The organism is Microbacterium sp. NPDC078814, from assembly GCF_040702645.1.
In the GTDB taxonomy this organism is placed as follows: domain Bacteria; phylum Actinomycetota; class Actinomycetes; order Actinomycetales; family Microbacteriaceae; genus Microbacterium.
The window spans coordinates 48,560-73,836 of record NZ_JBFBLT010000008.1 but is presented as its reverse complement, the minus strand read 5'-3'; the positions used below and the strand labels follow the sequence as shown (position 1 = coordinate 73,836).

The 25,277-nt window shown below is 70.5% G+C and carries 27 protein-coding genes; 12 read left to right on the top strand and 15 right to left on the bottom strand.

The features are described 5' to 3' along the window. The first annotated feature begins 49 nt into the window (after positions 1–49). The gene (gene aspS, locus AB0300_RS15310) at positions 50–1,828 is read left to right on the top strand and encodes an aspartate--tRNA ligase (RefSeq protein ID WP_366216339.1); all 1,779 of its coding nucleotides are present in this window, start codon (positions 50–52) and stop codon (positions 1,826–1,828) included. Between the two features lie 102 nt (positions 1,829–1,930). Here aspS and AB0300_RS15305 read toward each other — a convergent pair whose 3' ends face one another. Continuing rightward, positions 1,931–2,704, bottom strand: a complete 774-nt coding sequence (locus tag AB0300_RS15305; RefSeq protein WP_060921721.1) for a TSUP family transporter — start codon at positions 2,702–2,704, stop codon at positions 1,931–1,933. Between the two features lie 105 nt (positions 2,705–2,809). On the opposite strand from AB0300_RS15305, the gene AB0300_RS15300 reads away from it, so the two are divergent. From AB0300_RS15300 to AB0300_RS15280, 5 genes are all read left to right on the top strand, one after another. Next, the gene (locus AB0300_RS15300) at positions 2,810–3,325 is read left to right on the top strand and encodes a GNAT family N-acetyltransferase (protein ID WP_366216338.1); all 516 of its coding nucleotides are present in this window, start codon (positions 2,810–2,812) and stop codon (positions 3,323–3,325) included. Positions 3,326–3,460: 135 nt separating this feature from the next. Beyond that, the gene (locus AB0300_RS15295) at positions 3,461–4,600 is read left to right on the top strand and encodes an ABC transporter substrate-binding protein (protein WP_366216337.1); all 1,140 of its coding nucleotides are present in this window, start codon (positions 3,461–3,463) and stop codon (positions 4,598–4,600) included. Positions 4,601–4,698: 98 nt separating this feature from the next. Continuing rightward, positions 4,699–5,535: an ABC transporter permease subunit gene (locus tag AB0300_RS15290; protein ID WP_238695646.1), complete on the top strand. Its 837-nt coding sequence runs from the start codon at positions 4,699–4,701 to the stop codon at positions 5,533–5,535. Further along, on the top strand, positions 5,532–6,323 hold the full coding sequence (locus AB0300_RS15285) for an ABC transporter permease subunit (RefSeq protein WP_025104455.1): 792 nt from the start codon (positions 5,532–5,534) through the stop codon (positions 6,321–6,323). The genes AB0300_RS15290 and AB0300_RS15285 overlap by 4 nt, the downstream gene beginning before the upstream one ends. Next, the gene (locus AB0300_RS15280; protein ID WP_366216336.1) at positions 6,320–7,411 is read left to right on the top strand and encodes an ABC transporter ATP-binding protein; all 1,092 of its coding nucleotides are present in this window, start codon (positions 6,320–6,322) and stop codon (positions 7,409–7,411) included. Before AB0300_RS15285 ends, AB0300_RS15280 begins: the two co-directional genes overlap by 4 nt. Positions 7,412–7,508: 97 nt before the next feature. On the opposite strand, the gene AB0300_RS15275 is transcribed toward AB0300_RS15280, so the two are convergent. The 10 genes from AB0300_RS15275 to AB0300_RS15230 form a co-directional block, all read right to left on the bottom strand. Then, on the bottom strand, positions 7,509–8,264 hold the full coding sequence (locus AB0300_RS15275) for an amino acid ABC transporter ATP-binding protein (protein ID WP_025104457.1): 756 nt from the start codon (positions 8,262–8,264) through the stop codon (positions 7,509–7,511). After that, entirely contained in the window at positions 8,261–9,058 is a 798-nt protein-coding gene (locus tag AB0300_RS15270; protein ID WP_025104458.1) for an amino acid ABC transporter permease, read from the bottom strand. Before AB0300_RS15270 ends, AB0300_RS15275 begins: the two co-directional genes overlap by 4 nt. 34 nt (positions 9,059–9,092) lie before the next feature. Continuing rightward, complete coding sequence (locus AB0300_RS15265; protein ID WP_025104459.1) at positions 9,093–9,905, bottom strand: basic amino acid ABC transporter substrate-binding protein; 813 nt, start codon at positions 9,903–9,905, stop codon at positions 9,093–9,095. A gap of 143 nt (positions 9,906–10,048) precedes the next feature. Continuing rightward, the gene (locus AB0300_RS15260; RefSeq protein ID WP_025104460.1) at positions 10,049–10,351 is read right to left on the bottom strand and encodes a Dabb family protein; all 303 of its coding nucleotides are present in this window, start codon (positions 10,349–10,351) and stop codon (positions 10,049–10,051) included. Beyond that, positions 10,348–10,644 (bottom strand): glutaredoxin family protein, encoded by a 297-nt coding sequence (locus AB0300_RS15255; RefSeq protein ID WP_025104461.1) that lies wholly within the window; start codon positions 10,642–10,644, stop codon positions 10,348–10,350. The genes AB0300_RS15260 and AB0300_RS15255 overlap by 4 nt, the downstream gene beginning before the upstream one ends. Continuing rightward, entirely contained in the window at positions 10,641–10,943 is a 303-nt protein-coding gene (locus AB0300_RS15250) for a rhodanese-like domain-containing protein (RefSeq protein ID WP_025104462.1), read from the bottom strand. Before AB0300_RS15250 ends, AB0300_RS15255 begins: the two co-directional genes overlap by 4 nt. A gap of 79 nt (positions 10,944–11,022) precedes the next feature. Continuing rightward, a complete protein-coding gene (locus AB0300_RS15245; protein WP_003792170.1) occupies positions 11,023–11,121 on the bottom strand; it encodes an AURKAIP1/COX24 domain-containing protein in 99 nt (32 codons plus the stop codon). A gap of 115 nt (positions 11,122–11,236) precedes the next feature. Next, entirely contained in the window at positions 11,237–11,428 is a 192-nt protein-coding gene (locus AB0300_RS15240; RefSeq protein WP_025104463.1) for a helix-turn-helix domain-containing protein, read from the bottom strand. A 75-nt stretch (positions 11,429–11,503) separates the two neighbouring features. Next, the gene (locus AB0300_RS15235; protein ID WP_025104464.1) at positions 11,504–12,430 is read right to left on the bottom strand and encodes a cyclase family protein; all 927 of its coding nucleotides are present in this window, start codon (positions 12,428–12,430) and stop codon (positions 11,504–11,506) included. Positions 12,431–12,673: 243 nt separating this feature from the next. Then, complete coding sequence (locus AB0300_RS15230) at positions 12,674–13,090, bottom strand: metalloregulator ArsR/SmtB family transcription factor (protein ID WP_025104468.1); 417 nt, start codon at positions 13,088–13,090, stop codon at positions 12,674–12,676. A 104-nt stretch (positions 13,091–13,194) separates the two neighbouring features. On the opposite strand from AB0300_RS15230, the gene AB0300_RS15225 reads away from it, so the two are divergent. The 4 genes from AB0300_RS15225 to AB0300_RS15210 are packed head-to-tail and all read left to right on the top strand — an operon-like array spanning position 13,195 to position 17,697. After that, positions 13,195–14,625, top strand: a complete 1,431-nt coding sequence (locus AB0300_RS15225) for a potassium transporter TrkG (protein WP_366216335.1) — start codon at positions 13,195–13,197, stop codon at positions 14,623–14,625. Beyond that, positions 14,618–15,289 carry a TrkA family potassium uptake protein gene (locus AB0300_RS15220; RefSeq protein WP_025104470.1) on the top strand — a complete coding sequence of 224 codons (672 nt, stop codon included), beginning with the start codon at positions 14,618–14,620 and terminating at the stop codon, positions 15,287–15,289. The genes AB0300_RS15225 and AB0300_RS15220 overlap by 8 nt, the downstream gene beginning before the upstream one ends. A gap of 57 nt (positions 15,290–15,346) precedes the next feature. Beyond that, on the top strand, positions 15,347–16,123 hold the full coding sequence (locus tag AB0300_RS15215) for an ABC transporter ATP-binding protein (protein ID WP_303708492.1): 777 nt from the start codon (positions 15,347–15,349) through the stop codon (positions 16,121–16,123). Next, positions 16,105–17,697: a hypothetical protein gene (locus tag AB0300_RS15210; RefSeq protein WP_366216334.1), complete on the top strand. Its 1,593-nt coding sequence runs from the start codon at positions 16,105–16,107 to the stop codon at positions 17,695–17,697. The genes AB0300_RS15215 and AB0300_RS15210 overlap by 19 nt, the downstream gene beginning before the upstream one ends. 179 nt (positions 17,698–17,876) lie before the next feature. On the opposite strand, the gene proC is transcribed toward AB0300_RS15210, so the two are convergent. Beyond that, a complete protein-coding gene (gene proC, locus AB0300_RS15205; RefSeq protein ID WP_366216333.1) occupies positions 17,877–18,716 on the bottom strand; it encodes a pyrroline-5-carboxylate reductase in 840 nt (279 codons plus the stop codon). 59 nt (positions 18,717–18,775) lie between these two features. On the opposite strand from proC, the gene AB0300_RS15200 reads away from it, so the two are divergent. Next, a complete protein-coding gene (locus AB0300_RS15200; RefSeq protein ID WP_062635673.1) occupies positions 18,776–19,747 on the top strand; it encodes a cation diffusion facilitator family transporter in 972 nt (323 codons plus the stop codon). Positions 19,748–19,751: 4 nt separating this feature from the next. On the opposite strand, the gene AB0300_RS15195 is transcribed toward AB0300_RS15200, so the two are convergent. Then, positions 19,752–20,207: a nucleoside deaminase gene (locus AB0300_RS15195; RefSeq protein ID WP_036292935.1), complete on the bottom strand. Its 456-nt coding sequence runs from the start codon at positions 20,205–20,207 to the stop codon at positions 19,752–19,754. Between the two features lie 86 nt (positions 20,208–20,293). Here AB0300_RS15195 and upp point away from each other — a divergent pair, with 86 nt between their 5' ends. Beyond that, positions 20,294–20,926: a uracil phosphoribosyltransferase gene (gene upp, locus AB0300_RS15190; RefSeq protein ID WP_025104476.1), complete on the top strand. Its 633-nt coding sequence runs from the start codon at positions 20,294–20,296 to the stop codon at positions 20,924–20,926. A 24-nt stretch (positions 20,927–20,950) separates the two neighbouring features. On the opposite strand, the gene AB0300_RS15185 is transcribed toward upp, so the two are convergent. Together AB0300_RS15185 and AB0300_RS15180 are read right to left on the bottom strand one after the other, a co-directional pair. Beyond that, positions 20,951–21,754: a hypothetical protein gene (locus AB0300_RS15185; protein ID WP_366216332.1), complete on the bottom strand. Its 804-nt coding sequence runs from the start codon at positions 21,752–21,754 to the stop codon at positions 20,951–20,953. Further along, positions 21,751–25,233 carry a TM0106 family RecB-like putative nuclease gene (locus AB0300_RS15180; RefSeq protein ID WP_366216331.1) on the bottom strand — a complete coding sequence of 1,161 codons (3,483 nt, stop codon included), beginning with the start codon at positions 25,231–25,233 and terminating at the stop codon, positions 21,751–21,753. The genes AB0300_RS15185 and AB0300_RS15180 overlap by 4 nt, the downstream gene beginning before the upstream one ends. Positions 25,234–25,277: the final 44 nt, after the last annotated feature.

Below are 25,277 nucleotides of genomic sequence, written 5' to 3'. Positions count from 1 at the left end.
CGCGTAGACTGGGCGGGTTCATCTTTCCCCGGATCAGGAGGAATCCTCCGTGCTGCGCACCCACTCCGCAGGCTCCCTGCGCGCCGAGAACATCGGTCAGACCGTCACCCTCACCGGGTGGGTCGATCGTCGTCGTGACCACGGAGGCGTCGCTTTCATCGATCTGCGGGACGCGTCGGGCATCGCCCAGGTCGTCATCCGCGACGAGGAGATCGCCCACCCGCTGCGCAACGAGTTCGTCCTCAAGGTCACCGGCGAGGTGTCGCGACGCCCCGAGGGCAACGCGAACCCGAACCTCCCCTCCGGCGAGATCGAGGTCATCGCAGCCGACGTCGAGGTGCTGAACGAGTCGGCCCCGCTGCCGTTCCAGGTCTCGACCGCTCTGGCCGACACCGAGACCGTCGGCGAGGAGGCGCGCCTGAAGTATCGTTACCTCGACCTCCGCCGCCCGGCCGCCGCCTCCGCGCTGCGCCTGCGGTCCGACGTCTACAAGGCGATCCGCGACGTGCTGCACGCCGAGGACTTCACCGAGGTCGAGACCCCGACCCTCACCCGTTCCACGCCGGAGGGCGCCCGCGACTTCGTCGTCCCGGCCCGTCTGCACCCGGGCAGCTGGTACGCCCTGCCCCAGTCGCCGCAGCTCTTCAAGCAGCTGCTCATGGTCGGCGGTGTGGAGAAGTACTTCCAGATCGCCCGCTGCTACCGCGACGAGGACTTCCGCGCCGACCGTCAGCCCGAGTTCACGCAGCTCGACATCGAGATGAGCTTCGTCGACCAGGAGGACGTGATCGCCCTCATGGAGTCGCTCATCGTGGCGATGTGGAAGACGATCGGCGTCGAGGTGCAGATCCCGCTGCCGCGGATGACGTACGCCGACGCCATGGCGAAGTACGGCTCCGACAAGCCCGACCTCCGCTTCGGACTCGAGCTCGTCGAGGCGACGGAGTACTTCAAGGACACCCCGTTCCGCGTGTTCCAGGCCGAGTACGTCGGCGCGGTGCGCATGCCCGGCGGCGCGAGCCAGCCGCGCAAGCAGCTCGACGCGTGGCAGGACTGGGCCAAGCAGCGCGGCGCGCGCGGTCTCGCCTACGTGCTGTTCAACGAGGACGGCACCCTGGGCGGCCCCGCCGCGAAGAACCTGTCCGAAGCCGAGCAGGCGGGCCTGGCGGAGTTCGTCGGCGCCGAGCCGGGCGACTGCGTGTTCTTCGCCGCCGGTGCCACCAAGGAGAGCCGGGCGCTGCTCGGCGCCGCGCGGGTCGAGATCGGCCGTCGCCTCGGCTACCTGAACCCGGACGAGTTCGCCTTCACCTGGGTCGTCGACGCCCCCATGTTCGAGCCGGCCGCCGACGCGGTCGCCTCCGGTGACGTCGCGGTCGGCGCGGGTGCCTGGACGGCCGTGCACCACGCGTTCACGGGTCCGAAGCCCGAGTTCGAGGACACGTTCGACACCGACCCCGGTTCGGCCCTCGCCTACGCGTACGACATCGTGTGCAACGGCTCGGAGCTCGGCGGCGGGTCCATCCGCATCCACCGCGAGGACATCCAGAAGCGGGTCTTCGAGGTCATGGGCATCAGCGACGAGGTGGCGCAGGAGCAGTTCGGCTTCCTCCTCGACGCGTTCAAGTTCGGCGCTCCCCCGCACGGCGGCATCGCACTCGGCATGGACCGCGTGCTCCAGCACCTGACGAAGACCGAGTCGATCCGCGACGTCATCGCCTTCCCGAAGTCCGGGAACGGCTTCGATCCCCTCACCTCCGCTCCCGCGCCGATCACCCCCGAGCAGCGCGCCGAGGCCGGTGTGGACTTCACTCCCGAGGACGAGGCCTGACCCGCCGAGACCTCGACTTACCGCCGAGACCCCGGGTCGCTGCCGCCGGCAGCCCGGGGTCTCGTCGCGTACCCGGGGTCTCGGCGAAGAAAGAAGGGGGAATCAGGCGAAGAGGGGGGCGAGGTTCTCGTTCCACACGTCGACGCCGAGCTTCGCGATGAGAGCCACCACGACCACGAGGAACACCACGCGGATGAACGTCGTGCCGCGGGAGATGGCCATCCGCGAGCCCAGGTAGCTGCCGCCGACGTTCGCGACCGCGAGGATGCCCCCGAGCAGCCACAGCACCGAGCCGTGCGGAATGAAGAGGAGCAGCGCCCCCGCGTTCGTCGCGAGGTTGACGATCTTGGCCTTCGCGCTCGCCTGCAGGAAGTCGTAGCCCAGCAGCGCGACGAGGGTGATCACGAGGAAGGTGCCCGTCCCCGGACCGATCATCCCGTCGTAGAACCCGATGCCGAGCCCGGCGAGCCCGGCCATGATGTGGTGCTTGTGCCCGTGGAAGCGCAGCTGCGTCGCCGCCCCGAGCTGCGGCCGGAGCGCCGTGAACAGGGCCACCGCCAGCAGGGCGATCACGATGATGGGCTTGAAGGCGGCCGGGGGCAGCACCGTGGCGACCGCCGCGCCCCCGAACGAGCCGATCAACGCGATCACCGCCATCGGCAGAGCTGTGCGGAGGTCGGGCTTGGCCCGGCGGTAGTAGGTGATGCTGCTGGTCGCGGTCCCGAACACGGAGGCGAGCTTGTTCGTCGCAAGCGCCTGGACCGGGGCGATGCCGGGGATGAGGAGGAGCGCCGGGAGCTGCAGCAGCCCTCCGCCGCCGACGACCGCGTCGATCCACCCGGCGCTGAACGCCGCCACGATGATGAGGATCAGCATCCCCCAGGTGAGCTGCTCGAGTCCGAGGAGGCTGCCGATATCCACTCCGCCATGATTCCAGACCCGCGGGCGCCGTCCCGCATTCACCGCTGGCAGACTGGGCTCATGCTCGCCGCTCTCCCGCTTCCGCATCCGTTCGCGTCGAGGAGCGGGGACGCCGTGCTCCGGCGGGCGACCGAGGCCGACGCCGACGCCGTCATCGCGCTGCTCGCCGACGACCCGATCAGCGCCGCCCGCGGAGATGTGGCGTCCGACGAGGACCGGCCGGCGTATGAACGCGGCCTCCGCGAGATCCTGGCCGACCCTTCCAACGACCTCCTCGTGATCGAGCTCGACGGGGCCGTGGTCGGCACTCTCCAACTGACCTCGATCCCCGGCATGGCGCGCCGCGGCGCCCGGCGGCTGCTCGTCGAGGCGGTCCGGGTGCGCAGCGACCTCCGTTCCTCGGGCATCGGCTCCGCGGTCATGCAGTGGGTCGGCGACGCCGCGGCGCCCGCCCTCGGTGCGGCCATGGTGCAGCTCACCTCCGACGCCGCCCGCACCGACGCGCACCGGTTCTACGAGCGCCTCGGCTACGTGGGCTCGCACCGCGGCTTCAAGTACACCGTCCCGCAGCGCTGAATCCGGAGCGCATCCCCGCGCCACCCGCCCGACACCGACCGTTCACCCGCACCGCTCCGCGTGGCTACCTCGGACTCGTAGTGTCCTCTCGCAACCCGACACCGGCTCACAGCGCCGGACACCGAGAGGACACTCATGGCACGCTCCATCCGCCGCGCACGCATCGGCGCCGGCATCGCCCTGGCCACCACGGCCGTCATCGCTCTGACCTCCTGCGCCTCCGCGACCGACACCCCGGCCGCCGGTGACGACGCCGTGGACGCGGCGAGCGCGACCTCCGTCGAGGACTTCGGCTCGTTCGCCGACCTGGAGGCGGCCGCGAAGGAGGAGGGTCAGCTCAATGTCATCGCCCTCCCCCGCGACTGGGCGAACTACGGCGAGATCCTCGACCTGTTCGCGGAGAAGTACCCCGAGATCACCATCAACGAGGCCTCGCCCGACGTCTCCAGCGCCGAGGAGATCCAGGCGGCCGAGACGAACAAGGGCCTCGACACCGCTCCCGACGTCTTCGACCTCGGCCTGACCGTCGCCCTGCAGAACACCGACGCCTTCGCCCCGTACAAGGTCCAGACCTGGGACGACATCCCCGACGAGCTGAAGGAGCCCACCGGCCTCTTCGTCGGCGACTACGGCGGCTACATGTCGATCGGCTACGACTCCTCGGCCTTCGAGGCGCCGGCCGAGCTGTCCGATCTCCTCTCCGCCGACTACAAGGGCGCCGTGGCCATCAACGGCGACCCGACGCAGGCCGGCGCGGCCTTCGCCGCCGTGGGCCTGGCGACCGTGCAGTCGGACGGCACGCTCGACGACTTCCAGCCGGGCATCGACTTCTTCTCCGAGCTGCAGAAGGCCGGGAACCTCCTCAAGGTCGACGTCACGACCGCGACCGTCGCCAGCGGCGAGACCCCCGTGGTCTTCGACTGGGACTACCTGAACGCGGCGCACACGGCCGACAACCCGGACTGGAAGGTCGTGGTCTTCGACGGCACCGGCTACGCGGGCTACTACAACCAGGCCATCAACGTCGACGCTCCGAACCCGGCCGCCGCGCGTCTGTGGCAGGAGTTCCTCTACAGCGACGAGGTGCAGAACCTGTGGCTGAAGGGCGGCGCCCGTCCGGTGCGCATGGAGGCGATGACCGAGGCCGGCACGATCGACGAGAAGCTCGCGGCCGCTCTCCCCGAGGCCCCGGAGGAGACGGTCGTGCCGACCGAGGAGCAGTCCGAGAACGCCGGCACGCTGCTCGGCGAGAAGTGGGCAGCGGCGGTCCAGTGACCACCATCGTCGCACCGGGGGTGGATGCCGCGGCGTCCGCCCCCGCCACCGCCGCCGGACCCGCGTCGCACACGCGGGCCCGGCGGTCGGCGCCGTCCGTGGCGTGGCTGGGGCTCGTACCGTTCGCCGCCTACGTGCTGCTCTTCCTCGCCGTGCCGACCGTGCTCGCGATCGGCTCCGGGTTCTTCGACGGCGACGGTGCTTTCACCTGGACGAACGTCGCCGCCCTCGGCGACCCGGTGGTGCTGACGACCTTCGCGAACTCGGCGGGGCTGTCGCTGCTCACCGCGGCGGTCGGTGCGGTCGTGGGCGCCCTCGTCTCCTACGCTCTGCTCGGCATGAACCCGGACGGCGTCGTGCGCCGATCCGTGGACGCGGCCGCCGGGGTCCTCGCGCAGTTCGGCGGCGTCATGCTCGCCTTCGCCTTCATCGCCACGATCGGCATCCAGGGCGTGGTCACGGTCTTCCTCCGCGACACGTTCGGCATCGACATCTTCGCCGAGGGCACGTGGCTGTACGAGCTTCCCGGCCTCATCCTCCCGTACATCTACTTCCAGGTGCCGCTCATGGTCATCACCTTCCTGCCCGCCCTCGCCGCCCTGAAGCCGCAGTGGGTCGAGGCGAACCTCACCCTCGGGGGCAGCAGGGCGAGCTTCTGGCTGCGGATCGGCCTCCCGGTGCTGGCGCCGTCGTTCCTCGCCAGCCTGCTGCTGCTCTTCGCGAACGCGTTCTCCTCGTACGCCACGGCCGCGGCGCTCGCGAGTCAGGGCTCGCAGATCGTCCCGCTGCAGATCCGCACGGCGCTCACGAGCGAGACCCTGCTCGGTCGGGAGAACCTCGCCGGCGCTCTCGCCCTCGGCATGATCATCGTGGTCGGGGTCGTGATGGCGCTGTACTCCCTCATCCAGCGACGGGCTTCGCGGTGGCAGGCATGAACGGCCTCGCCCCGTCCCGCGCGACCCGTGCGGTGATCGGCATCGTCGTCGGGGCATTCTTCGCGGTGCCCCTCGTGTCGACGTTCCTCTTCACGCTGCGCGACACGGACGGGCTCTCCTTCGCGCACTGGGCCGCCCTCTTCGACCCCGCGGCGTCGGCGGCCCTGAAGCCCCTCTGGACGGGGCTCGGGAACTCGCTGATCCTCGCGGTGGTGACCGTGGCGATCGTGCTGTTCCTCCTGGCCCCCACGATGATCCTCGTGAACCTCCGCTTCCCGCGGCTCAAGGCCGCCTTCGAGTTCGTCGCGCTCCTGCCGATCTCGATCCCCGCGATCGTCCTCGTCGTGGGGCTCGCGCCGATCTACCTGCAGATCGGTCGGACCGTGGGCACCGGCACCTGGACCCTTGCTTTCGCCTACGGCGTCACCGTCCTCCCCTTCGCCTTCCGCTCGATCCAGGCGTCGATCGATGCCGCGGACCTGCGCACGCTGTCCGAGGCCGCGCGCTCGCTCGGGGCGGGCTGGCCGACGGTCGTGCTCCGCGTGCTCGCGCCGAACCTCCGCCAGGGCCTGCTCGCCGCCTCGCTGATCTCCATCGCGGTGGTGCTCGGGGAGTTCACGATCGCGTCCCTCCTCAACCGGCAGGTCTTCCAGACGGCGATGGTCGTGGTGCAGAAGCAGGACCCGTATGCCCCCGCGATCTTCACGCTGCTCGCCCTGTCGTTCGTCTTCCTCCTGCTCCTGCTCATCGGCCGCGTCGCCCGCGGTCCGCGAAAGGCCCGCTCATGACCCTCGATCACGCGCTCCCGCGCACCAAGGACAACCTGCTGCTCGCCCAGGCCGGCGACGGCACGCGGGTCGAGCTCCACGGCATCGTCAAGAGCTACGGCGGCACGAGGGTGCTGCACGGCGTGGACCTCGACATCGCCCCCGGGGAGTTCGTCTCGCTGCTCGGCCCCTCCGGCTGCGGCAAGACGACGCTGCTCCGCGTGCTCGCGGGACTCGAGAGCGCCGAGGAGGGGACGGTGCTCCTCGGCGGCGGAGACGTCTCGCGGGTGCCGACGAACCGGCGCGACATCGGGATGGTGTTCCAGTCGTACTCGCTCTTCCCGCACCTCCGCGTCCTCGACAACACGGCCTTCGGGCTCCGTCGTCGGGGTGTCGGCACGACCGAGGCGGCGCGGCGTGCCCTCGATGCGCTCGCCCTCGTGGGCCTCGCCGACCTCGCCGACCGGTTCCCGCATCAGCTCTCCGGCGGACAGCAGCAGCGGGTCGCCCTGGCTCGCGCCCTCGTCACGGAACCCCGGGTGCTGCTGCTCGACGAGCCCCTGTCGGCGCTCGACGCCAAGGTGCGCGTGCAGCTCCGCGACGAGATCCGGCGCATTCAGCTGCGGCTGGGCATCACGACCGTCTTCGTCACGCACGACCAGGAGGAGGCCCTCGCGGTGTCGGACCGGATCGCGGTCATGAACGCCGGTCGCATCGAGCAGATCGGCTCCCCGGAAGAGCTGTACACGACTCCCGCGACCGCCGAGGTCGCCGCGTTCGTCGGCCTCTCCAGCGTCGTATCCGGCGTCGCGGACGGCGAGCACGTCGTCGTGTGGGGGCAGCGTCTCCCCTTGCAGGCCCCCGCCGACGGCCCCGTCGACGTGTACCTCCGTCCGGAGAACGTCCGCTTCACCTCCGCGGAGGATGCCGCCACCGATGCCCTCGTGGAGGAGAGCACGTTCCTCGGCAGCATGCGGCGGACCCTCGTGCGCACGGAGTCGGGCGAGCTCGTCCGCGTGCAGCACGATCCCGCCGTGCACCCGTCGTTCGGCGACCGCGTCCGCATCGCGGTGACCCCCGCCCCGGTGGTCGCGCGTCCCCGCGGCTGACCGAAACCCCGGGTTCACGTCGAGACCCCCGGCTGCAGACGTCTGCAGCCGGGGGTCTCGGCGAATGCCCGGGGTCTCGGTGACACCGGGGCGAGAACTAGAGGACGCGGGAGAGGAAGTCCTTCGTGCGCTGATGCTGCGGATTGGCGAGCACCTCGCGGGGGTCGCCCTCCTCGACGATGTGTCCGCCGTCCATGAAGATCAGCCGCGAACCGACCTCGCGCGCGAAGCCCATCTCATGCGTAACGACGAGCATCGTCATGCCCTCGTCGGCCAGCGACCGCATGACCTGCAGCACCTCGCCGACGAGCTCCGGGTCGAGGGCCGACGTCGGCTCGTCGAACAGCATCATGTCGGGGTTCATGCACAGCGCCCGGGCGATGGCCACGCGCTGCTGCTGCCCACCCGAGAGGTGCCCGGGGTACGCGTCGGCCTTCTCCGCGAGACCGACGCGCTCGAGCATGGCGCGGGCGACCTTGTCGGCCTCGGCCTTCGAGCGCTTCTTCACCCGCTGCTGCGCGATCGTGAGGTTGCCGAGCACGCTGAGGTGCGGGAAGAGGTTGAAGCTCTGGAACACCATCCCGATACGGGTGCGCACGCGGTCGATGTCGATGTCGGGATCGGTGATGTCGATGCCCTCGATGAGCACCTTGCCGCCCGTGGGCTCCTCCAGGAGGTTCACCGAGCGGAGCAGCGTCGACTTCCCGGAACCGGACGGGCCGATCACACAGACGACCTCGCCGGCCAGAACCGTCAGATCGATGCCCTTGAGCACCTCGTTGTCGCCGAAGCTCTTGTGCAGGTCCTGGATCGCGATCGCCGGGGCCTGGACGTCGATCAGGTCGGTGCTCATCGTGTCCTCGCCATCCGACGCTCCAGCCACGCGCTGAAACGCGTGAGCGGGATCGTCACGATCAGGTAGAGGATCGCCGCCATGATGAGCGGCGTTCCGTTGGCGTTCTGCGTACTGGCGTCACGGGCGAAGGTGGTGAGCTCCTTCGACCAGACGAACGTGCCGACGACGAACAGCAGCGACGTGTCCTTCAGCAGCAGCACGAACTCGTTCGTCAGCGGCGGGATGATGATCCGGAAGCCCTGCGGGACCACGATCCAGAAGGTCGTCTTCATGGGCGACATGCCGAGCGAACGCGCCGCCTCGGTCTGTCCCTTCGGCACGGCCTGGAGTCCCGCGCGGATGGTCTCGGCCATGTAGGCCGATGCCACGAGCACGAGCCCGATCAGGCCGAGCACCACGGGACCGCCGAGCTCCTGCGCCCGCACACCGAGCGCGATCGGCACGATGAACCCGATGGCGAAGATCGTGAGCAGGGCGGGGAGTCCGCGGAACAGCTCGATCCAGACGGTCGCGATCCACCGGAACGGACCGATCTCGGACAGCTTCATCAGCGCGAGGATCACGCCGAGGAGCAGGCCGCCCGTGAACGCCACCGCCGTGAACCACAGCGTGTTGACGAGCGCGGTCGTGATGATCCCCGGCAGCATCTTGGCTGCGACCTCGGGGTTGAAGAAGAGCTGCCCGAGCCGGGCCCAGTCGGTGCTGAACGCGATCCAGACGGCGATCGCGATCAGCACCGCATAGACGGTGTACCGGTAGAGCTTCTGCTTGGTGGTGCGCCTCAACGCCATTGTCAAGGTCCTCCCGACCTCCGTGTTCCCCGGCTCAGTTCGCCGTGAAGTACTGGTCGTAGATCTTCTGGTACTCGCCGTTGTCCCTCAGCTCCGCGAGCGCACCGTTCACGGCGTCCAGGAGCTCGTCCTTCTCGCCCTTCGCGAAGGCGAAGCCGTAGGACTCGTCGGTCTCGTAGGTCTCGACGATCTCGTAGGAGGAGTCGGCCTTCTCGTGCTCGAGGTTGACGGGCTGGTCCTGCAGGATCGCGTCGATCTGCCCCGCCTGGATGGCCGGCCACAGCTCGCCGTCGGAGGGGTACTGCACGAGCTGCGCGCCCTTCGCGTTCTCGGTCGCGTACGCCTCGCCCGTGGTGCCCTGCTGCACGCCGACGTTCTTGCCGTCGAGGTCGTCGATGGACTCGATGCCCGAGTCGGTGCGCACGAGCAGCGACTGCAGCGAGTCGTAGTACGGGTCGGAGAAGTCGATGTTGGCCTTGCGCTCGTCGGTGATCGTCATGGCCGAGGCGCCGACGTCGCAGGTGCCGGCGGCGAGGGTCGTCCCCGACTGCAGCGCATCGAAGCCCACATCCTGCACGGAGAGCTTGAGGTCGAGCTGCTCGGCGATCGCGCCGAGGAGGTCGATGTCGAAGCCCGTGTACTCGCCGTCGTCGCCCTCGAACTCGAACGGCGGGTAGGGGATGTCGGAGCAGACGGTGAGCGTGCCCGCCTCGACGAGGCCGTACTCGTCGCCGGCGGCGGGCTCGCCGCCGCTGCCCGCATCGGAGGAGCCGGTGGCGCATCCGGCGAGCGCGAGGGTGGCGGTGGCCGCGATCGCGAGGCCGGCGAAGAGGTTACGACGGGACATGTCGGCTCCTGGGAGTCGGGGGGCGGGTGAGCCCACGGACGGGTAGGAGTTCATCTAAACATGCGGCTCGTCGCGTGACCAATGACATCCCCTCGCGCCGCATTACGTTTGTGTTTCGGTGCCGCGAGGACGACGCTCGACGCTCAGAGCTCGGCGTCGACCGCCACACGGCCGGAGACGACCGAGCGGATGTACCCGGCGACCTCCTCGTGCGCAGGGTGCACCTGGTACTGCTCGAGGTCGGCGACGGAGTCGAAGTCCGCGACCAGGGTCACGTCCCAGTTCGCGTCCGGGTACACGTCGTTCGCACCGGCCCAGATGCTGCGCAGCTGCGGCACGACGCCGTCGAGGGCGTTGAGCCGACGGGCGACCTCGGCCGCCTGGGCCTGCCGCTCCCCCGCGTCCTCCGCGGCGAGCTTCCAGGTCACGACATGGCGGATGGTCATCGCAGCTCCTTCTGGTCGGCACGGGCCTCCGCGTCGACGGCTTCCTCCAGCGCCTCGCGCAGACGGTCGGGGGACACGCGCCAGTGCGCATGCAGTCGTCCGTCGATGAGGACGACGGGGATCTTCTCCCACCACTGCTCGTACAGGGCGGGGTCGTCCTGGATCGACGCCTCGACGATCTGGATGCGCTCCGCGGCGGCGTCCGGCAGTTCGGCGACGACCGCGTCGACGACCTCGGAGGCCACGGCGCACAGATGGCAGTCGGGCTTGCCGATGAGGGTCAGCGTCGTCACGACGACGGGACCTCCACCTCGCGTCCCTGGGCGATCCACTCGCCGGTGCCGCCCTCGACGTTGGTCGCGTCGTAGCCGCGGGCCTCGAGCGCCTCGACCACGCGAGCCGAGCGGCCGCCGGCCTGGCAGATCACGTCGAACGACTCGGCCGGGAGCTCGTCCAGGCGGTTGCCGATCTCGGACATCGGGATGTTCACGGCGCCGGGGACGTGGCCGGCCTGGAACTCGTGCACCTCCCGGACATCGATGAGGGGCGTGCCGGAGCGCTCGGCGAGTTCGGCGACGGTGATCGACTTCATGACATCCTCTCGGCGGTGCGGAACGGCGCGCAGAGACACAAAGCGCCCGTCCGAAGACAGGCGCTCGGTGTCTGGCCGCTTACTTCTTGTTGCGGCGCTGGTGGCGAGTCTTGCGAAGCAGCTTGCGGTGCTTCTTCTTCGCCATGCGCTTGCGGCGCTTCTTGATGACAGAACCCACGGAAACCTCACTAAGTCAGGGGCTGGGTGTCGCCGGAATCGGACACCCGGGTACGAGCACGAAAAATGCCTCGGATCATCCTAGCAAACTCAGGAGGGTGCCCCGCGCCCCTTCGTCAGCCGGCGTCGGCGATGGGCCGCTGCAGAGCCTCCGCGACGGCGGACTCCGGCACGCGGTAGCTCCGTCCGAATCGGATGGCGGGGAGGTCACCGGCGTGCACGAGCCGGTACACGGTCATCTTGGACACGCGCATGAGCTCGGCGACTTCGGCCACCGTCAGGAATCGGACGTCTGGAACCTCGGGCATCCCACGTACCCCTTTCTCGATGAGCACACTCTATGGGGTCGCTGGGACGCGTGTAAACCCGCGTGGCTGTTGTGATCAGTGGGATGTCGGCACGGTCGCGAACGCCCGGACCGGGAACGTCCCGAACCCGCGGATCGCGGGAGGGGCCGCGGTGAACCGCGCCCCGCGCGCGGGGAGGCGATCCAGAGCGGTGAGGTGCTCGACGACGTGCACGCCCGCCGCGAGGAGGATGCTGTGCGCGGGTCGCTCCCCGCCGCTCTCCGTGTCGTCGATGTTGAGCGCGTCGATGCCGACGAGGCGCACCCCGGCGTCCACGAGGAAGCGCGCCGCGTCCTCGGTGAGGAAGGGCGAGCCGGTGCCGTAGGCGGGCGTGCCGAACAACCGGCTCCAGCCGGTGTCCAGGAGCACCGCGGTGTCGCGGAGCTCACGATCCGCGATCGTCGCCGCCCTGATACCCCGCCGTTCGGGCGTCCACGCGTCGCGGAGATGGAAGACCTCGGCGGGCAGGTCCACGAGGGTGTCGAGGTCGAGCGACGCCAGGTCGGCCCCGTCCGCATAGCGGTGGAACGGCGCGTCGACGTAAGTACCCGTGTTGCCGATCATCGTAATCACGTCCATCGCGAACTCCGTCCCCGGCGCATAGCGCTCGCGCGACGCCGCGCGGGTGAGGTGCGGGGTGATGGTCGGCGCCGGCAGCCCGGGATAGGTGACCATGCCTTCCGCGATCGGGTGGCTCAGGTCCACGACCCGTTCGGTGCGGTCTCCACGAGCCGGAGCCGCGACGCCACGGCTGCCCCGGTGCGGCTCGGCGACGATCCGCAGGTCGCGGAGCTCGACCTCGCCCACGAGCGCCAGGCCGAGATGGGCGACGAGCAGGGCTGCGACCTCGTCCGCGGTCACGTCCTCCCGTGGCAGATCGAGTCGGAACCCCTGCCCCTGCAGCCCGCCGCCGTTGGCGAAGGTGATCGCGAAGTCGAAATGCGCGCGGTACTCGTCCGTCATGGGCCCATCCTGCCGGAGACAGCCGACACCGTGATGTGCGCGCCCGCCCTGCTCGAACCGGCACACCGACGTCCAGCCCGCGCATAGCCCGCATTGCCCGATCGCTCAGACAGCCCTGCCAGTGTCGGTGCGGGACCCGTGCCGGCACCTGCCGAGTCCGCGCGGATCTGGGGTCCGCACACCGCCCCCGACGGCATCCCCCCTGCCTTCGGGGGCGGTTCCCCGTCCGGGCGGGGCGCGGGATCAGGCGCCGAGGCGCTTCAGCGCGTTCGTGACCACGTGCTTGGCGGAGGCGGCCGCACGCCCGACGACCTCGGCCGCGTGCGCGGCACCGTCGGGGATCGGGGCGCCCGGATAGGCGATGTCCGGTGCCGCATCGCCGAACGCATCGACGAGGAACGGGACCAGCCAGTCGTCGACGGCCTCCAGCGGCGCGACGGACAGGCTGTAGAAGCGGCGCTGCCCGTCTTCGCGGACGGTGACGAGCTCGGCGTCGCGGAGCACCTTGAGGTGCTTCGAGACGGTGGGCTGACTGATGCCGAGGTCGGCCACGATCTGGCTCACGCTCGTGCCGGACTCGCCTTCGGACGTGCGTCGGAGCAGGAGCTGGAGGATGTCGCGCCTCGTACCGTCTGCGATCACGTCGAAGATGTCCGTCATGTGATCAGGGTAGTGCGCCCCGGCACGGAGTACCATGACGAAGGCTCGGCGAGAGGCGCCGTGCTGCGGCCGTGGAACGGACGGCGCGGAAGAAGGGGGCAGCGATGTCGGGCATCGTTTCGGCGTCGTCTCCTCGCACCGGTCTTCCCGGAGCCGCCGGCCGGGTGAAGCACCTCATCACCTCGTCGCCGTCCCGGTTCGCCATCGCCGTCTTCGCGCTGCTGATCCTCGTGTTCACGGTGCTGTTCTCGCTGCCGATCGCGTCCGCCACCGGCACGGTGACACCGCTCAGCGACGCGCTCTTCACCGCCGTCTCCACGATCTGCGTGACGGGCCTCGCGACCGTCGACATGGCCAACCACTGGTCGCCGTTCGGGCACGTCGTCGTGTTCATCGGCGTCAACATCGGCGCCCTCGGCGTGCTGACCCTCGCCTCCCTCATGGGGATGCTCATCTCGAAGCGCCTCGGGCTGCGGGCCAAGCTCATGGCGGCCGGCGACACGAACCCGCTCCGCGCGCACGGCGGCGTGGTCAACGAGAGCCAGACCGTGCGCCTCGGCGAGGTGGGCCAGCTGCTCACCACAGTCGCCCTCTCCGCCCTCTTCATCGAAGCGGCCCTCGCGGCCCTCCTGTATCCGGCGCTGGTGATGGCGGGGGTCGACCCGATCGCCGCGCTCTGGGAGGCCCCGTACTTCTCGGCGATGGCGTTCACCAACACCGGCTTCGCCCCGAACGACGGCGGAGTGGCCGTCTTCGCCGACGACTACCTCGTGCTGTCGCTGCTCATGGTCGGCGTGTTCCTCGGGAGCATCGGCTTCCCGGTGATCTACACGCTCGCGAAGCACGTCTGGCACGTCAAGCGGTGGTCGCTGCACTCGAAGCTGACCATCGTCACCACGGTGCTGCTCTTCATCCTCGGCGCGGCCGCCTTCCTCATCCTCGAGTACGACAACCCCAAGACCTTCGGGTCGATGGACGCCGCGGACACGACCTTCCAGGCGTTCTTCCTCTCCGCGATGACCCGCTCCGGCGGCTTCAACGTCATCGAGATGGACGACCTCAACGGCTCGTCGCTGCTCGCCGCCAGCATGCTCATGTTCGTCGGCGGCGGGTCGGCGTCGACGGCGGGCGGCATCAAGGTGACGACCCTCGCGGTCCTCGCGATCGCCGTCTGGTCCGAGGCGAAGGGCCGCCAGTCCGTCGAGGCGTTCGGCCGCCGCATCCCCAGCGACGTGCAGCGGGTCGCCCTCAGCGTCGTCGCCTGGGGCGCCACCATCGTCGCGCTGTCGACCATCGTGATCGCGCAGATCACCAAGGCCGACATCAGCCATGTGCTCTTCGACGTCATCTCCGCGTTCGGCACGGTCGGGCTCTCGACGGGCCTCACCGGGGAGCTTCCGGATTCCGCCTCGTACGTCATGGCCGCGACGATCTTCATGGGCCGCGTTGGTACAGTGACTCTCGCTGCGGCAGTCGCCGCGACATCGCGCACGCAGTACTACTCACTGCCCGTGGAAAGGCCGATCGTTGGTTGAAGTCCTTCGGGGGGACGCTCCCGTCCTCGTCATCGGTCTCGGCCGCTTCGGTGCCGCGTGCGCCGGTGAGCTCGACCGCCTCGACCGCGAGGTGCTCGCGATCGACGACAACCTCGAGCTCGTGCAGAAGTGGTCGGACCGCGTCACGCACACCGTGCAGGCCGACGCCCGCAACATCGACGCCCTCCGCCAGATCGGCGCCCAGGACTTCCAGGTCGCGGTCGTCGCCGTCGGCTCCTCGATCGAGGCGTCCGTTCTCATCACCGCGAACCTCGTCGACCTCAAGGTGCCGCAGATCTGGGCGAAGGCGGTCTCCCAGTCGCACGGCAAGATCCTGGCCCGCGTGGGCGCCAACCACGTCATCTACCCCGAGCGCGAGGCCGGCGAGCGCGTGGCCCACCTCGTGAGCGGGCGCATGCTCGACTTCATCCGCTTCGACGACGACTTCGTCCTGGCCAAGATGTACCCGCCGAAGTTCATCCGCGGCGTCGGTCTGAACGAGTCCGGTGTGCGCTCGAAGTACAAGGTCACCGTCGTCGGCGTGAAGAGCCCGGGCAAGCCGTTCCGCTACGCGGAGGCCAACACGATCGTGACCAACCACGACCTCATCATCGTCTCCGGGACGAACAGCGACATCGAGCGCTTCGCCGCCCTCGACCGCTGAACCGAGTCCTCCCCGCGGCGGATGCGCCGGTCGCGGCAGGCGTGGTGGGATGGGGGCATGAGCGATCACGCCCCCGCACCGCCCGTCCTCGCCCTCCGCGGGCTCCGCAAGCAGTTCGGCCAGAAGGTCGCCGTCGACGCGCTGTCGCTGGACGTCCCCGCGGGCTCGATGCTGGGGCTGCTCGGCCCGAACGGTGCCGGCAAGACGACGACGCTCGCGATGACCACCGGGCTCCTGCGCCCGGACGCCGGGACGGCCTGGGTGCTCGGCGCCGACGTCTGGCAGGACCCTGCCGCCGCGAAGGCGCGGATGGGCGTGCTCCCCGACGGCATCCGGATGCTCGACCGGCTCAGCGGCGCCGAGCTGCTGCGGTACACCGGCCTGCTGCGCGGGATGCCGGAGGCCGAGGTCGTCTCCCGCTCCGGTGAGCTCCTCGACGCGCTCGGCCTGACGGAGGCGGGCGACACGCTCGTCGTCGACTACTCGGCCGGCATGAAGAAGAAGATCGGCCTGGCCTGCGCGCTCATCCACGCGCCCCGGCTGCTGATCCTCGACGAACCCCTCGAAGCCGTCGACCCGGTCTCCGGACAGACGATCCGGCAGATCCTGCGCTCCTTCGTGGACGGCGGCGGCACGGTCGTCCTCTCCAGCCACGTCATGGAGCTCGTCGAGTCGCTGTGCGACCGCGTCGCCATCGTCGCCGAGGGGCGTCTGCTCGCCCTCGGCGCCCTCGACGAGGTGCGGGCCGGGCTCACACTGCAGGAGCGCTTCCTCACCCTCGTGGGCGCGCACGACCTCGGAACGGAGACGCTCGCGTGGTTGCGCTCCTCGTAGGCCTGCGGCTGCGACAGCTCGGACATCAGCTCAGGCGCAACCCCTGGATGATCGTGACCCTCGTGATCGTGGGTCTCATCGCGCTGAGCATGCTGGGCCTGCTGACCGTGGGTCTGATCGCGCTGCGGGTGGGCGCCCCGGACGCCGCCGTGACCGCGATGGTGCTCACCGGCGCCATCATCGTGCTCGGGTGGTGGATCGGGTCGATCCTCGTCAGTGCGGACGACTCGCTGGCCCCCGAGCGCTTCGCCCTGCTCCCGGTGACCGCCCGCGCTCTCCTCCCTGGACTGGTCGTGGCGGGGATGACGACGATCGGCGGCATCGGCACCGCCCTGGCCCTGCTGCTGATGCTCGTGGGATGGTCGGTCAGCGTGCCGGCCCTCCTCGTCGCGGTGCTCATGGTCCCCGTGGCCCTCGCGACCTGCGTCCTCGGCGCCCGCGTCGTCAGCGGTCTGCTCGCGGGGTGGCTCGCCCGTCGGCGGACGCGCGACCTCGTCCTCACCCTCGGCGTGGTGCTGCTGGCGTCCTCCGGCCTCCTCCTCAACATCGGGCTGCAGGCGCTGTCGACCGTGCGCGACGTCGGCGGCGCCTTCACCGCGGTCGCCGAGATCGCCGCATGGACGCCGGTCGCCGCTGTGTTCGGAGTCCCCGCCGCGGTGGCACAGGGCGACGTCGTCACCGCCCTCCTGCGACTGCTCGTCGCCGCCGGCACCCTCGTCGTCTTCTGGGTTGCCGCGCACCGGATGCTCGCTGCGCGCCTCGTCGCTCCCCTGCAGTCGAGCGGGGGCGGACGCGTGCGCTCGGGAGGCGTGCTCGACCGCCTGCTGCCCGCGGGACCCGTCGGCGCCATCGCGGGACGGACGCTCCGCTACTTCCGCCGCGACCCGCGTCAGGTCGTCAACATCGTGATGCTCCTGCTGCTCCCCGCGATCTTCCTCGGGCTCGCGCTCATGAACGGGCTGCAGCAGGACAGTACCGGCTTCGCGCCCGCGATCACCCTCATCCCCGCGATCAACGCCCTCCTCGCCGGGAGCATCGTGCAGATGGCGATCGCCTACGACAACGACGCCGTCGCGCTGCACATCCTCACCGGGGTGAGCGGGACGGCCGACCGCGTCGGACGCCTGCTCGGGTTCGCGCTGGTGGCAGTGCCGATCACGATCCTCCTGTGCGTCGTGACCTGTCTGCTGGCCGGGCGTCCGGATCTGCTTCCGGGCAGCCTGGGCGCTGCTCTCGGACTCATGGCGGTGTCGGCGGGCGCGGGCTCCTGGGTGGGCGCGTTCCTGCCCGGGCGAGCTCCGGCTCCCGAGGCCAACCCGTTCGGACGCGGCTCCTCCGGCGGCGCGCAGTCCTTCCTCGCGATGCTCATCATGTCGCCAATAACTCTGCTGCTCGGCGGCCCCGCCCTCGGCTTCGCGATCGCGTCGATCTGGATCCCGCCCCTGGGCTGGGCGAGCCTCGCAGCCGCCGTCGTGCTCGGTGGTGCCGCGCTGTGGGGCGGCACGGTCCTCGGCGGTCGCACCCTGCAGCGGCGCTGGCCCGAGGTGCTCGCCGAGGTCGCCAGCGAGGCCTAGCCGCACCTCGCCGCAACAGGCACTCGCGCGCGTTCAGGCTCCAGGAACACTGGCTGCCTGAACTCGCGTGATCGCCTGCTCTCGCGACACCTCGCCGCAACAGGCACTCGCGGGAGTTCAGGCTCCAGGGGTGCTGGCTGCCTGAACTCGCGTGATCGCCTGTTCCCGCGAGGGTGGGATCAGGCGCCGGCGGCGAGCTCCTTTGCGCGAGCGAGGGCGGCGGCGGCAGCGGCGGCGAAGGTGTCGGACAGATGCGCGTCCTGGAGCACGGCGACGGCGCGCTCCGTCGTCCCCTTCGGGCTCGTCACCCGGCGGCGCAGCTCGGCGGGATCCTCCCCCGTCGAATCCAGCAGCGCGGTTGCACCGATGAAGGTCTGCTCGGCCAGCAGCCGGGCGTCCGCGTCGGCGAAGCCCATCTCCCGCGCGGCCGCGGTGAACTCCTCGATGAGGAGGAACACGTAGGCGGGACCGGAGCCCGAGATCGTCGAGAGCGCATCGATCTGCGACTCGGGGACCTCCACCACCGCCCCCACCGTCTCGAACAGACGGCGCACGAGCGCGAGGTCTTCGGGAGTCGCCGCGGCGCCGGCCGCGAGCCCGGTGACCCCCTTGCGGATCGTCGACGGGGTGTTCGGCATCGAGCGGATGACGCGGGCCTCCGGGCCGAGGACATCCGCGAAGGTCTGCAGCGTGACCCCCGCGGCGAGGCTCACCACGACGGTCTCCGGGCTGAGGTGCGGCGCGATCTCGCGGAGCAGGTCGGGGACCATCGCCGGCTTCACCCCGACCAGGACCACCCGTGCGCCGGCCACGGCGTCGGCATTGCCCTCCGGCCGCTCGGACAGCGCGATGCTGGTGACGCCGTCGAGGCCCGCGAACGCCTCCGCCTTCTCCGGCGTGCGGTTCGTCGCGGTGATCCCTCCGTCCACCGGGACGCCAGACGCGAGCACGCCGCGGAGGATCGCTCCCCCCATGGATCCGGCACCGAGGAACGCGAGGGACGGGAGCGTATCAGCCATGTCGTCATCCTACGGCGGGCGCTCCTGTGCCGCTCGGACTCCCGTCCTAGACTCGTCGCATGAGTGCATCCGGAGGCAGCAAGGCCATCGTCGCGGCGTTCCTGGCGAACCTGGGCATCGCTCTCGCGAAGTTCCTCGCGTGGGCCCTCTCCGGCTCGGCCTCGATGCTCGCCGAGGCGATCCACTCCGTCGCCGACTCGGGGAACCAGCTCCTGCTGATGCTCGGCGGCCGCAAGGCGAAGCGTCACGCGGACCGCGCGCACCCGTTCGGCTACGGCCGCGAGCGCTACGTCTACGCGTTCGTCGTGTCGATCATCCTCTTCTCCGTCGGCGGGCTCTTCGCGATCTACGAGGGCGTGGAGAAGCTCACCCACCCGCATGAGATCGACCAGACCTGGTGGTGGCTCCCGCTCGTCGTGCTGTTCATCGCGATCGGCCTGGAGTCGTTCTCCCTGCGCACCGCCGTGCGCGAGAGCAACGTCGTCCGCGAGAAGGGCCAGTCCTGGTTCTCCTTCGTCCGGCGGTCCAAGGCGCCGGAGCTCCCCGTGGTCCTCCTGGAAGATGTCGGGGCCCTCACCGGCCTCACCTTCGCCCTGCTCGGCGTCGGCCTCACGCTCCTCACCGGCAACCCCGTCTTCGACGCCCTGGGCACGGTGATGATCGGCGTTCTGCTCGTGCTCATCGCGATCGTGCTGGGTGTGGAGACCAAGAGCCTGCTCGTCGGCGAGGGCGCGACCCCCGCCGATTACGACCGCATCGTGGACGCGATCAACGACGGTCCGGAGATCGAGAAGATCATCCACATGAAGACCCTCTACCTCGGGCCGGACGAGCTGATGGTCGCCGCGAAGATCGCCCTCAACGCCGACAAGCCGCTGCGCGAGGTCGCGGACGACATCGACGAGATCGAGGCCCGCATCCGCGCCGCCGTGCCGGTCGCCCGGGTCGTCTACATCGAACCGGACGTCTACCGTCCCGCGATCGATCCGGAGCCCTCGACGGACGTCTTCGTCCTCAAGTCCTCGGACTGAGCGTTCAGCGACGGTCCTCGAAGAAGGCGCGGAGCAGAGCGATGGACGCGTGCTCGTCCACGCCGCCGATCACCTCCGCGCGATAGGGCAGGCGGCGGTCGCGCAGCACGTCGTACATCGAGCCGGCCGCTCCCGCCTTGTCGTCCCACGCGCCGAAGACCACGCGGCCGATGCGTGCCTGGAGGATCGCGCCGGCGCACATCACGCAGGGCTCGAGGGTGACGACGAGTGTGCAGCCGTCGAGGTTCCACGACCCGCGGGCCGACGCCGCGGCGCGGATCGCCTCGATCTCGGCGTGCCCGGTCGGGTCGTGCGTAGCCTCCCGGGTGTTCCGCCCTTCGGCCACGACACGGCCGTCCGCGTCGAGCACGACGGCGCCGACGGGGATCTCCGCGGCGGTGGCGGCCTCGGCGGCGAGCTCGAGCGCCCGCTGCATCGCGAGGCGGTCGGCGGCGGTCATGCCCCGAGCCTACGGCAGCACGAGGCGGGGTGGCCGCCACGGCACCCGATGTCGTGCGCGGACGCGGCGCGCATTAGCCTGTATCCATGCGTGTTCACGTCGCCGACCACCCTCTCATCACCCACAAGCTCTCGGTGCTGCGCGACGCGCGCACCCCGTCGCCGGTCTTCCGCCAGCTGACCGAGGAGCTCGTGACGCTCCTCGCGTACGAGGCGACGCGGAATGTGAAGGTCACGCCGATCGAGATCACGACGCCGGTCACCACGACCACGGGCGTGAAGATCTCCGAGCCGCGGCCCATCGTCGTGCCGATCCTGCGCGCCGGTCTCGGCATGCTCGAAGGCCTCGTCAAGCTCCTCCCCACCGCGGAGGTCGGTTTCCTCGGCATGGTCCGCGACGAGGAGACCTTCGAGCCCACCACCTACGCCGAGCGGCTTCCGGACGACCTCTCCGACCGTCAGTGCTTCGCGATCGACCCGATGCTGGCGACCGGCGGCTCGCTGGCCGCGGCCATCCAGTTCCTGTTCGACCGCGGCGCGAAGGACGTCACCGCGATCTGCCTGCTGGGCACCCCGGAGGGCGTGGCCGCGATCGAGGCGATGGCGGGCGACCGTGATGTGACCCTCGTCCTCGGAGCGCTCGACGAGCGCCTCGACGAGAAGGGCTACATCGTGCCCGGCCTCGGCGATGCAGGCGACCGCCTCTACGGCACCGTCTGACCTCGCTCGCGCTCTCGACTCGCGTCAGAGGGTCAGGCGGTAGCCACGCTCCTCGCCGTAACGCGTGAAGCCGGCCCTCGCGAGGATCGGTGCCGAGGTCGAGACGCGGCCCTTGACGAGCGCCGTTGCGGCCCCGCGCGCGGCGCTCTGTCGCAGGCGCTCCGCGAGGACCGCCCGATAGACACCGCGCCCGCGGTGGGCGTCGAGTGTCGCCGCTCCCCACAGGCGAGTGAACCCGTCGACGATCGTGCAGCCGCCGGTGCTCACCGCGCGACCGTCGATGCGGCCGAGCACCCGGAAACCCTCCCCCGTGGACAGGGCTGCGGTGAGTTCAGCGAACTCGGCGTCCAGACCGTCCTCGTCCAGCGGCTGCTGCTCCCAGACGGGGACGTCGATCGCGTCGACCTCGCGGAGCTGGTCCCTCGTGCGCACGACCTCGGCGGTGACCCCGGGCGGCACGTCGACCGCGGCTCCGATGGTCGGACGCGCGAACACCGTGACGGTGTCGAAGTGCACCGCACCGCGGCGCTGGAGCTCGTCCTCGAGGTCCGGGTCGTCCGCGGGGTTGGTCCAGAACGTGAAGACGTCCTCACCCCAGGCTCTGGTGCGTTCCAGCGCTCCGTCCAGCACCTCGGCGGCGGGCCGCGTCGACGTCACCTGGGAGCCGCGGACGCCGCCTCCGAACCGCTCCGGGTAGCGCACGAGCAGCAGATCGTCGCGGGCGTCCTCGCTGCCGCGAGGAAACCACGCCCCTGCGGCGGCGGCGCGCAGGATCTCATCGGCCGTCGGCGTCTCGACGGAAGCAGACCCGGGGACGGACGACATCATGATCCCTCCTCTTCAGCCGCGCCCACCAGGCGGGCGAAGGCGCTGAGCCTCGCGACGCCCTCGGGCGTGTACGGCAGATCGTCGAGCAGCGCCGGCGAGTGGATGAGGTAGGCCACGACCTGCGCGCGGGAGATCGCCACGTTGAGCCGGTTCTGCAGCAGCAGGAACTCCGGGCCCCGCGGGGCATCCCGACCGCTCGACGCGGCGAGCGTCGTGATAGAGACGACCGCCTCCTTGCCCTGGAAGTTGTCGACGGTCCCCACCGGGACCCCGCCGAAACCGGCCGCCGCGAGCGCATCGTGCACGAGCTGCCGCTGCGCGTTGTACGGCGCCACCACGATGATGTCCTCCGGCTTCAGCGGGCGGACGCTGCCCTCCGCGTCGTTGTCGTGGAAGGTGCGGCCGACGAGGTCGCGGACGATACGCACCACCTCGGCGGCTTCCTCCGGGGACTGGGTCGCGTTGCCGCGGTGCCGCAGCGGCACCACGTGGAGGCCCGGGTCGATGCCCTCGACCGCGCGCCGCTCGGTACCGGGAGCGGACGCGAGCTTCCCGGCGTAGGCGAGCTTCGACACCGGAGCCGCGACATACGGGTGCATGCGCCAGGAGCGGGCGAGGAAGTAGCCGTACTCCGGACGCACGACGGGATCGCCGTCCATCACCCAGCCGAGCGCAGAGGTGTCCACCGGCTCCGGGTGGGCGCCCTGGCTGACCTGGGGCAGCTGCTGAGGGTCGCCGAGGAGCAGGAGCCGCTGCGCACCGGCGGCCACCGCGATGGTGGAGGCGAGCGAGAACTGTCCGGCCTCGTCGATCACGAGCAGGTCGAGCTCTCCCCTGGCGACCCGCTGCGTGTTGCTGAAGTCCCACGCGGTGCCGCCCACGACGGCACCCTCGTTCTCATGCTCGGCGAGGAAGGCGGCCATCCCGGTCTTCGGGATCACCGTGTAGCCGGGATCGGCGTCGGCATCCTTGGGGCACTTCGCCACCTGACCCGGGGCGACACCGTCGGCGACGACGCGCTCCAGGAGCGTCTCGATGATCGCGTGGGACTGCGCGACGACGCCGATGCGGAAGCCGTGCTCGTTGACGAGCCGGGCGATCACCTGCGAGCCGGTGTAGGTCTTCCCTGTGCCCGGAGGCCCCTGCACCGCGAGGTAGCTGCGGTCGAGGTCGAGGACTCCGCGGACGATCGCGTCGATCGGATCGTCGCCGGCGGCCGGAAGCGCGTTCCCCGACACCGTGCGCGGAGGCAGGCGGCGCAGGATGTCGGTGGCCGCGTCCTCCGGGAAGTCGGGGGCGGCCGCGTGCACCGCGTCCGCCCACTCGTCGATCGCCTGCTGCAGCGACACCACGCGAGGCGGCGCGGCAGGGGTCAACGCGACGGGGAGGTCGTCCCAGGTCTGTCCCTGCACGGCGGACTCGACCACGAGGTACCCGTCGTCCAGCACCTCGACGACTGTGACCCCGTGCGGCACGTGCACGGCCCGCGACGGGACGTCGGTGTCGAACGGGGCCGGGACGTCGTAGAGCGCGAACGGCTGCGCGCCGGGGCCGAGCGTCGTGCCCGGGGACACCTCGCCGCGGATCTCGAGCTCCCGCGACAGCACTCGGCGGCCTTCGCCGATGCTCCAGTCGCGGCGCACCCGCGAGCGGGTCGCATCGACCTTCACCACGTCGCGCGTGCCGTCCCACATGGTGACCGGCTCCCGAAGCCGCTGGAAGTGCGCGACCCAGAAGCTCTTCGCCTCGCGCGGGAAGTAGTCGATGGCGGCCGCCGCGATCCGGTGCACGAGCCCGTCGTCACCGACCTCCACCGCACGCTCCGCGTCGCCGAGCAGAGCGAGCGAACGCGGCGACGGCTCGTAGATGACCTCGTCCGCATCGTCCGGCGGGGCCGGCGTCACGCCCTCCGCGCGGGCGATCTCGATGAGCCAGTTGCGCAGCCGGCGGGTCGAGACGCAGTCGTAGCGGTTGTAGTCGGCGAGGTCGGCGAGCACGGCGTCGGCCTCGGCCTGCGCGCCCGCTGCCGCGAGTTCCCGCGCCGCGACATACTGCACGATGGAGTCGTCGCCCTTCTGGACGTCGCTCGTGCGCACGTCCTCCCCCATGTAGAGCGGCTCGAGCTTCTTGATGGAGTAGGACCGCGACCCGACCCGCACGGTGCGCAGCACCAGCGGGTACAGGTCGACGAACACGCCTTCGCGGAGGAGGCGGTCCACCTCGCCCTCGCGCACGCCGTGGCGGGCGGCCATCGCGACCAGATGCGAGGTCTCGTAGGGGGCGTAGTGGTAGATGTGCATGCCGGGGTGCGCGGCGCGGCGCACCTTCACGAAGTCGAGGAAGGTCTCCAGCGCCCGGCGTTCCTCCGCGAACGAGTGCGCCCAGAGAGCGGTGTACTGGTCGGCGTTGTCGACCCAGCCGAACAGGTAGTCGATGCCCCACTCCGCCTCGCCGTCGGGGGCGGGCTCGGTGTACAGCGGATCGCCCTCGAAGTCGAAGAAGATGTCGCCGTGGCTGGGCACCGGGAGGGTGTGGATCGCCGCGGCGTAGTGCACGTCGTACGTCGCCGCGCCCTCGGCATCCGCCCGCAGCTGCACCCGGGCCTGGGCGCGGAGGTTCTCGAAGGTGTCGACGTTCATGCCCTCGGGGGCCTGCGTCGCCGCAGCCAGGTCGTCGATCGTGAGGATCCCGGCGGCGCGGAGACGGGCCCGCTGCACCGGACGCATGCGGGCGACCATAAGGAGGTCCCGGTGGGCCAGCACCTGCTCCTCGCAGGTGGCGCAGCGCCCGCAGGCGACCACGCGCAGGTCGCCGCGGTCGTCACCCCACGCGAGGGGCGCCCCGGCGGCGCCATCGGCCACGGCGCGGTCCGCGATGAGAGCGCGCAGCCGCGACCGACGCACACGGAACAGCGGAAGGAGGTCGTCGACGGCGTGCGTGCTGACGCTGTTGTCCCCGTGGATGAGGTCGACCTCGTCGGCTCGAGGGATGCCGAGCCGGTCGAGCTGATCGACATATGCCGCGAGCTGCATGAGGGCGGTCACGCGGGCCTTTCGGGCGAGCTTCGAGTCCTGCACCCGCCAGCGTCCGTCCGCATCGCGGCGGAGGAAGTCGGCGAACCCGACGAACTCGTCGGTGGCGAAGGCCGCCTGGAAGACGACCAGCGCGTCGGACCGCAGAGCGCTCAGCGTCTCGTCGACGGCGGCCGCGAGCGCCTCAGGATCGCTCGAGGAGACCTTGGCGATCCGGTGCACCCGTTCGTCGCCGAGCTCCCGGATGTAGCGGTCGAGCACGTTCTGCTCGTGCACGTCTCCCAGCTGGGCGGCGCGGAGGAGCGTCGCGTCCTCCGGCTCCTCGACGGCGGGGACCCGACCCAGTTTCGCGTCGATCGCCCGCGACCATGCGAACTCGCACTCGGCGGCCGCCTTGAGGTCGCTCGCGCTCCAGATGACCCGCTGCGCCCCTGTGTCGATCCGCACGATTCTCCCGTTCTGTCGGCTGCTTCGACACTATCCGCGGCATC

Coding starts and splice junctions, on each gene's coding strand:
- AB0300_RS15295 (WP_366216337.1), top strand. CDS start 3,461: ATGGCACGCTCCATCCGCCGCGCACGCATCGGCGCCGGCATCGCCCTG.
- AB0300_RS15275 (WP_025104457.1), bottom strand. CDS start 8,264: ATGAGCACCGACCTGATCGACGTCCAGGCCCCGGCGATCGCGATCCAG.
- AB0300_RS15195 (WP_036292935.1), bottom strand. CDS start 20,207: ATGACCGCCGCCGACCGCCTCGCGATGCAGCGGGCGCTCGAGCTCGCC.
- AB0300_RS15260 (WP_025104460.1), bottom strand. CDS start 10,351: ATGACCATCCGCCATGTCGTGACCTGGAAGCTCGCCGCGGAGGACGCG.
- AB0300_RS15250 (WP_025104462.1), bottom strand. CDS start 10,943: ATGAAGTCGATCACCGTCGCCGAACTCGCCGAGCGCTCCGGCACGCCC.
- AB0300_RS15200 (WP_062635673.1), top strand. CDS start 18,776: ATGAGTGCATCCGGAGGCAGCAAGGCCATCGTCGCGGCGTTCCTGGCG.
- proC (WP_366216333.1), bottom strand. CDS start 18,716: ATGGCTGATACGCTCCCGTCCCTCGCGTTCCTCGGTGCCGGATCCATG.
- AB0300_RS15185 (WP_366216332.1), bottom strand. CDS start 21,754: ATGATGTCGTCCGTCCCCGGGTCTGCTTCCGTCGAGACGCCGACGGCC.
- AB0300_RS15215 (WP_303708492.1), top strand. CDS start 15,347: ATGAGCGATCACGCCCCCGCACCGCCCGTCCTCGCCCTCCGCGGGCTC.
- AB0300_RS15265 (WP_025104459.1), bottom strand. CDS start 9,905: ATGTCCCGTCGTAACCTCTTCGCCGGCCTCGCGATCGCGGCCACCGCC.
- AB0300_RS15240 (WP_025104463.1), bottom strand. CDS start 11,428: ATGCCCGAGGTTCCAGACGTCCGATTCCTGACGGTGGCCGAAGTCGCC.
- upp (WP_025104476.1), top strand. CDS start 20,294: ATGCGTGTTCACGTCGCCGACCACCCTCTCATCACCCACAAGCTCTCG.
- AB0300_RS15230 (WP_025104468.1), bottom strand. CDS start 13,090: ATGACGGACATCTTCGACGTGATCGCAGACGGTACGAGGCGCGACATC.
- AB0300_RS15305 (WP_060921721.1), bottom strand. CDS start 2,704: ATGCTGATCCTCATCATCGTGGCGGCGTTCAGCGCCGGGTGGATCGAC.
- AB0300_RS15235 (WP_025104464.1), bottom strand. CDS start 12,430: ATGACGGACGAGTACCGCGCGCATTTCGACTTCGCGATCACCTTCGCC.
- AB0300_RS15300 (WP_366216338.1), top strand. CDS start 2,810: ATGCTCGCCGCTCTCCCGCTTCCGCATCCGTTCGCGTCGAGGAGCGGG.
- AB0300_RS15285 (WP_025104455.1), top strand. CDS start 5,532: ATGAACGGCCTCGCCCCGTCCCGCGCGACCCGTGCGGTGATCGGCATC.
- AB0300_RS15225 (WP_366216335.1), top strand. CDS start 13,195: ATGTCGGGCATCGTTTCGGCGTCGTCTCCTCGCACCGGTCTTCCCGGA.
- AB0300_RS15270 (WP_025104458.1), bottom strand. CDS start 9,058: ATGGCGTTGAGGCGCACCACCAAGCAGAAGCTCTACCGGTACACCGTC.
- AB0300_RS15280 (WP_366216336.1), top strand. CDS start 6,320: ATGACCCTCGATCACGCGCTCCCGCGCACCAAGGACAACCTGCTGCTC.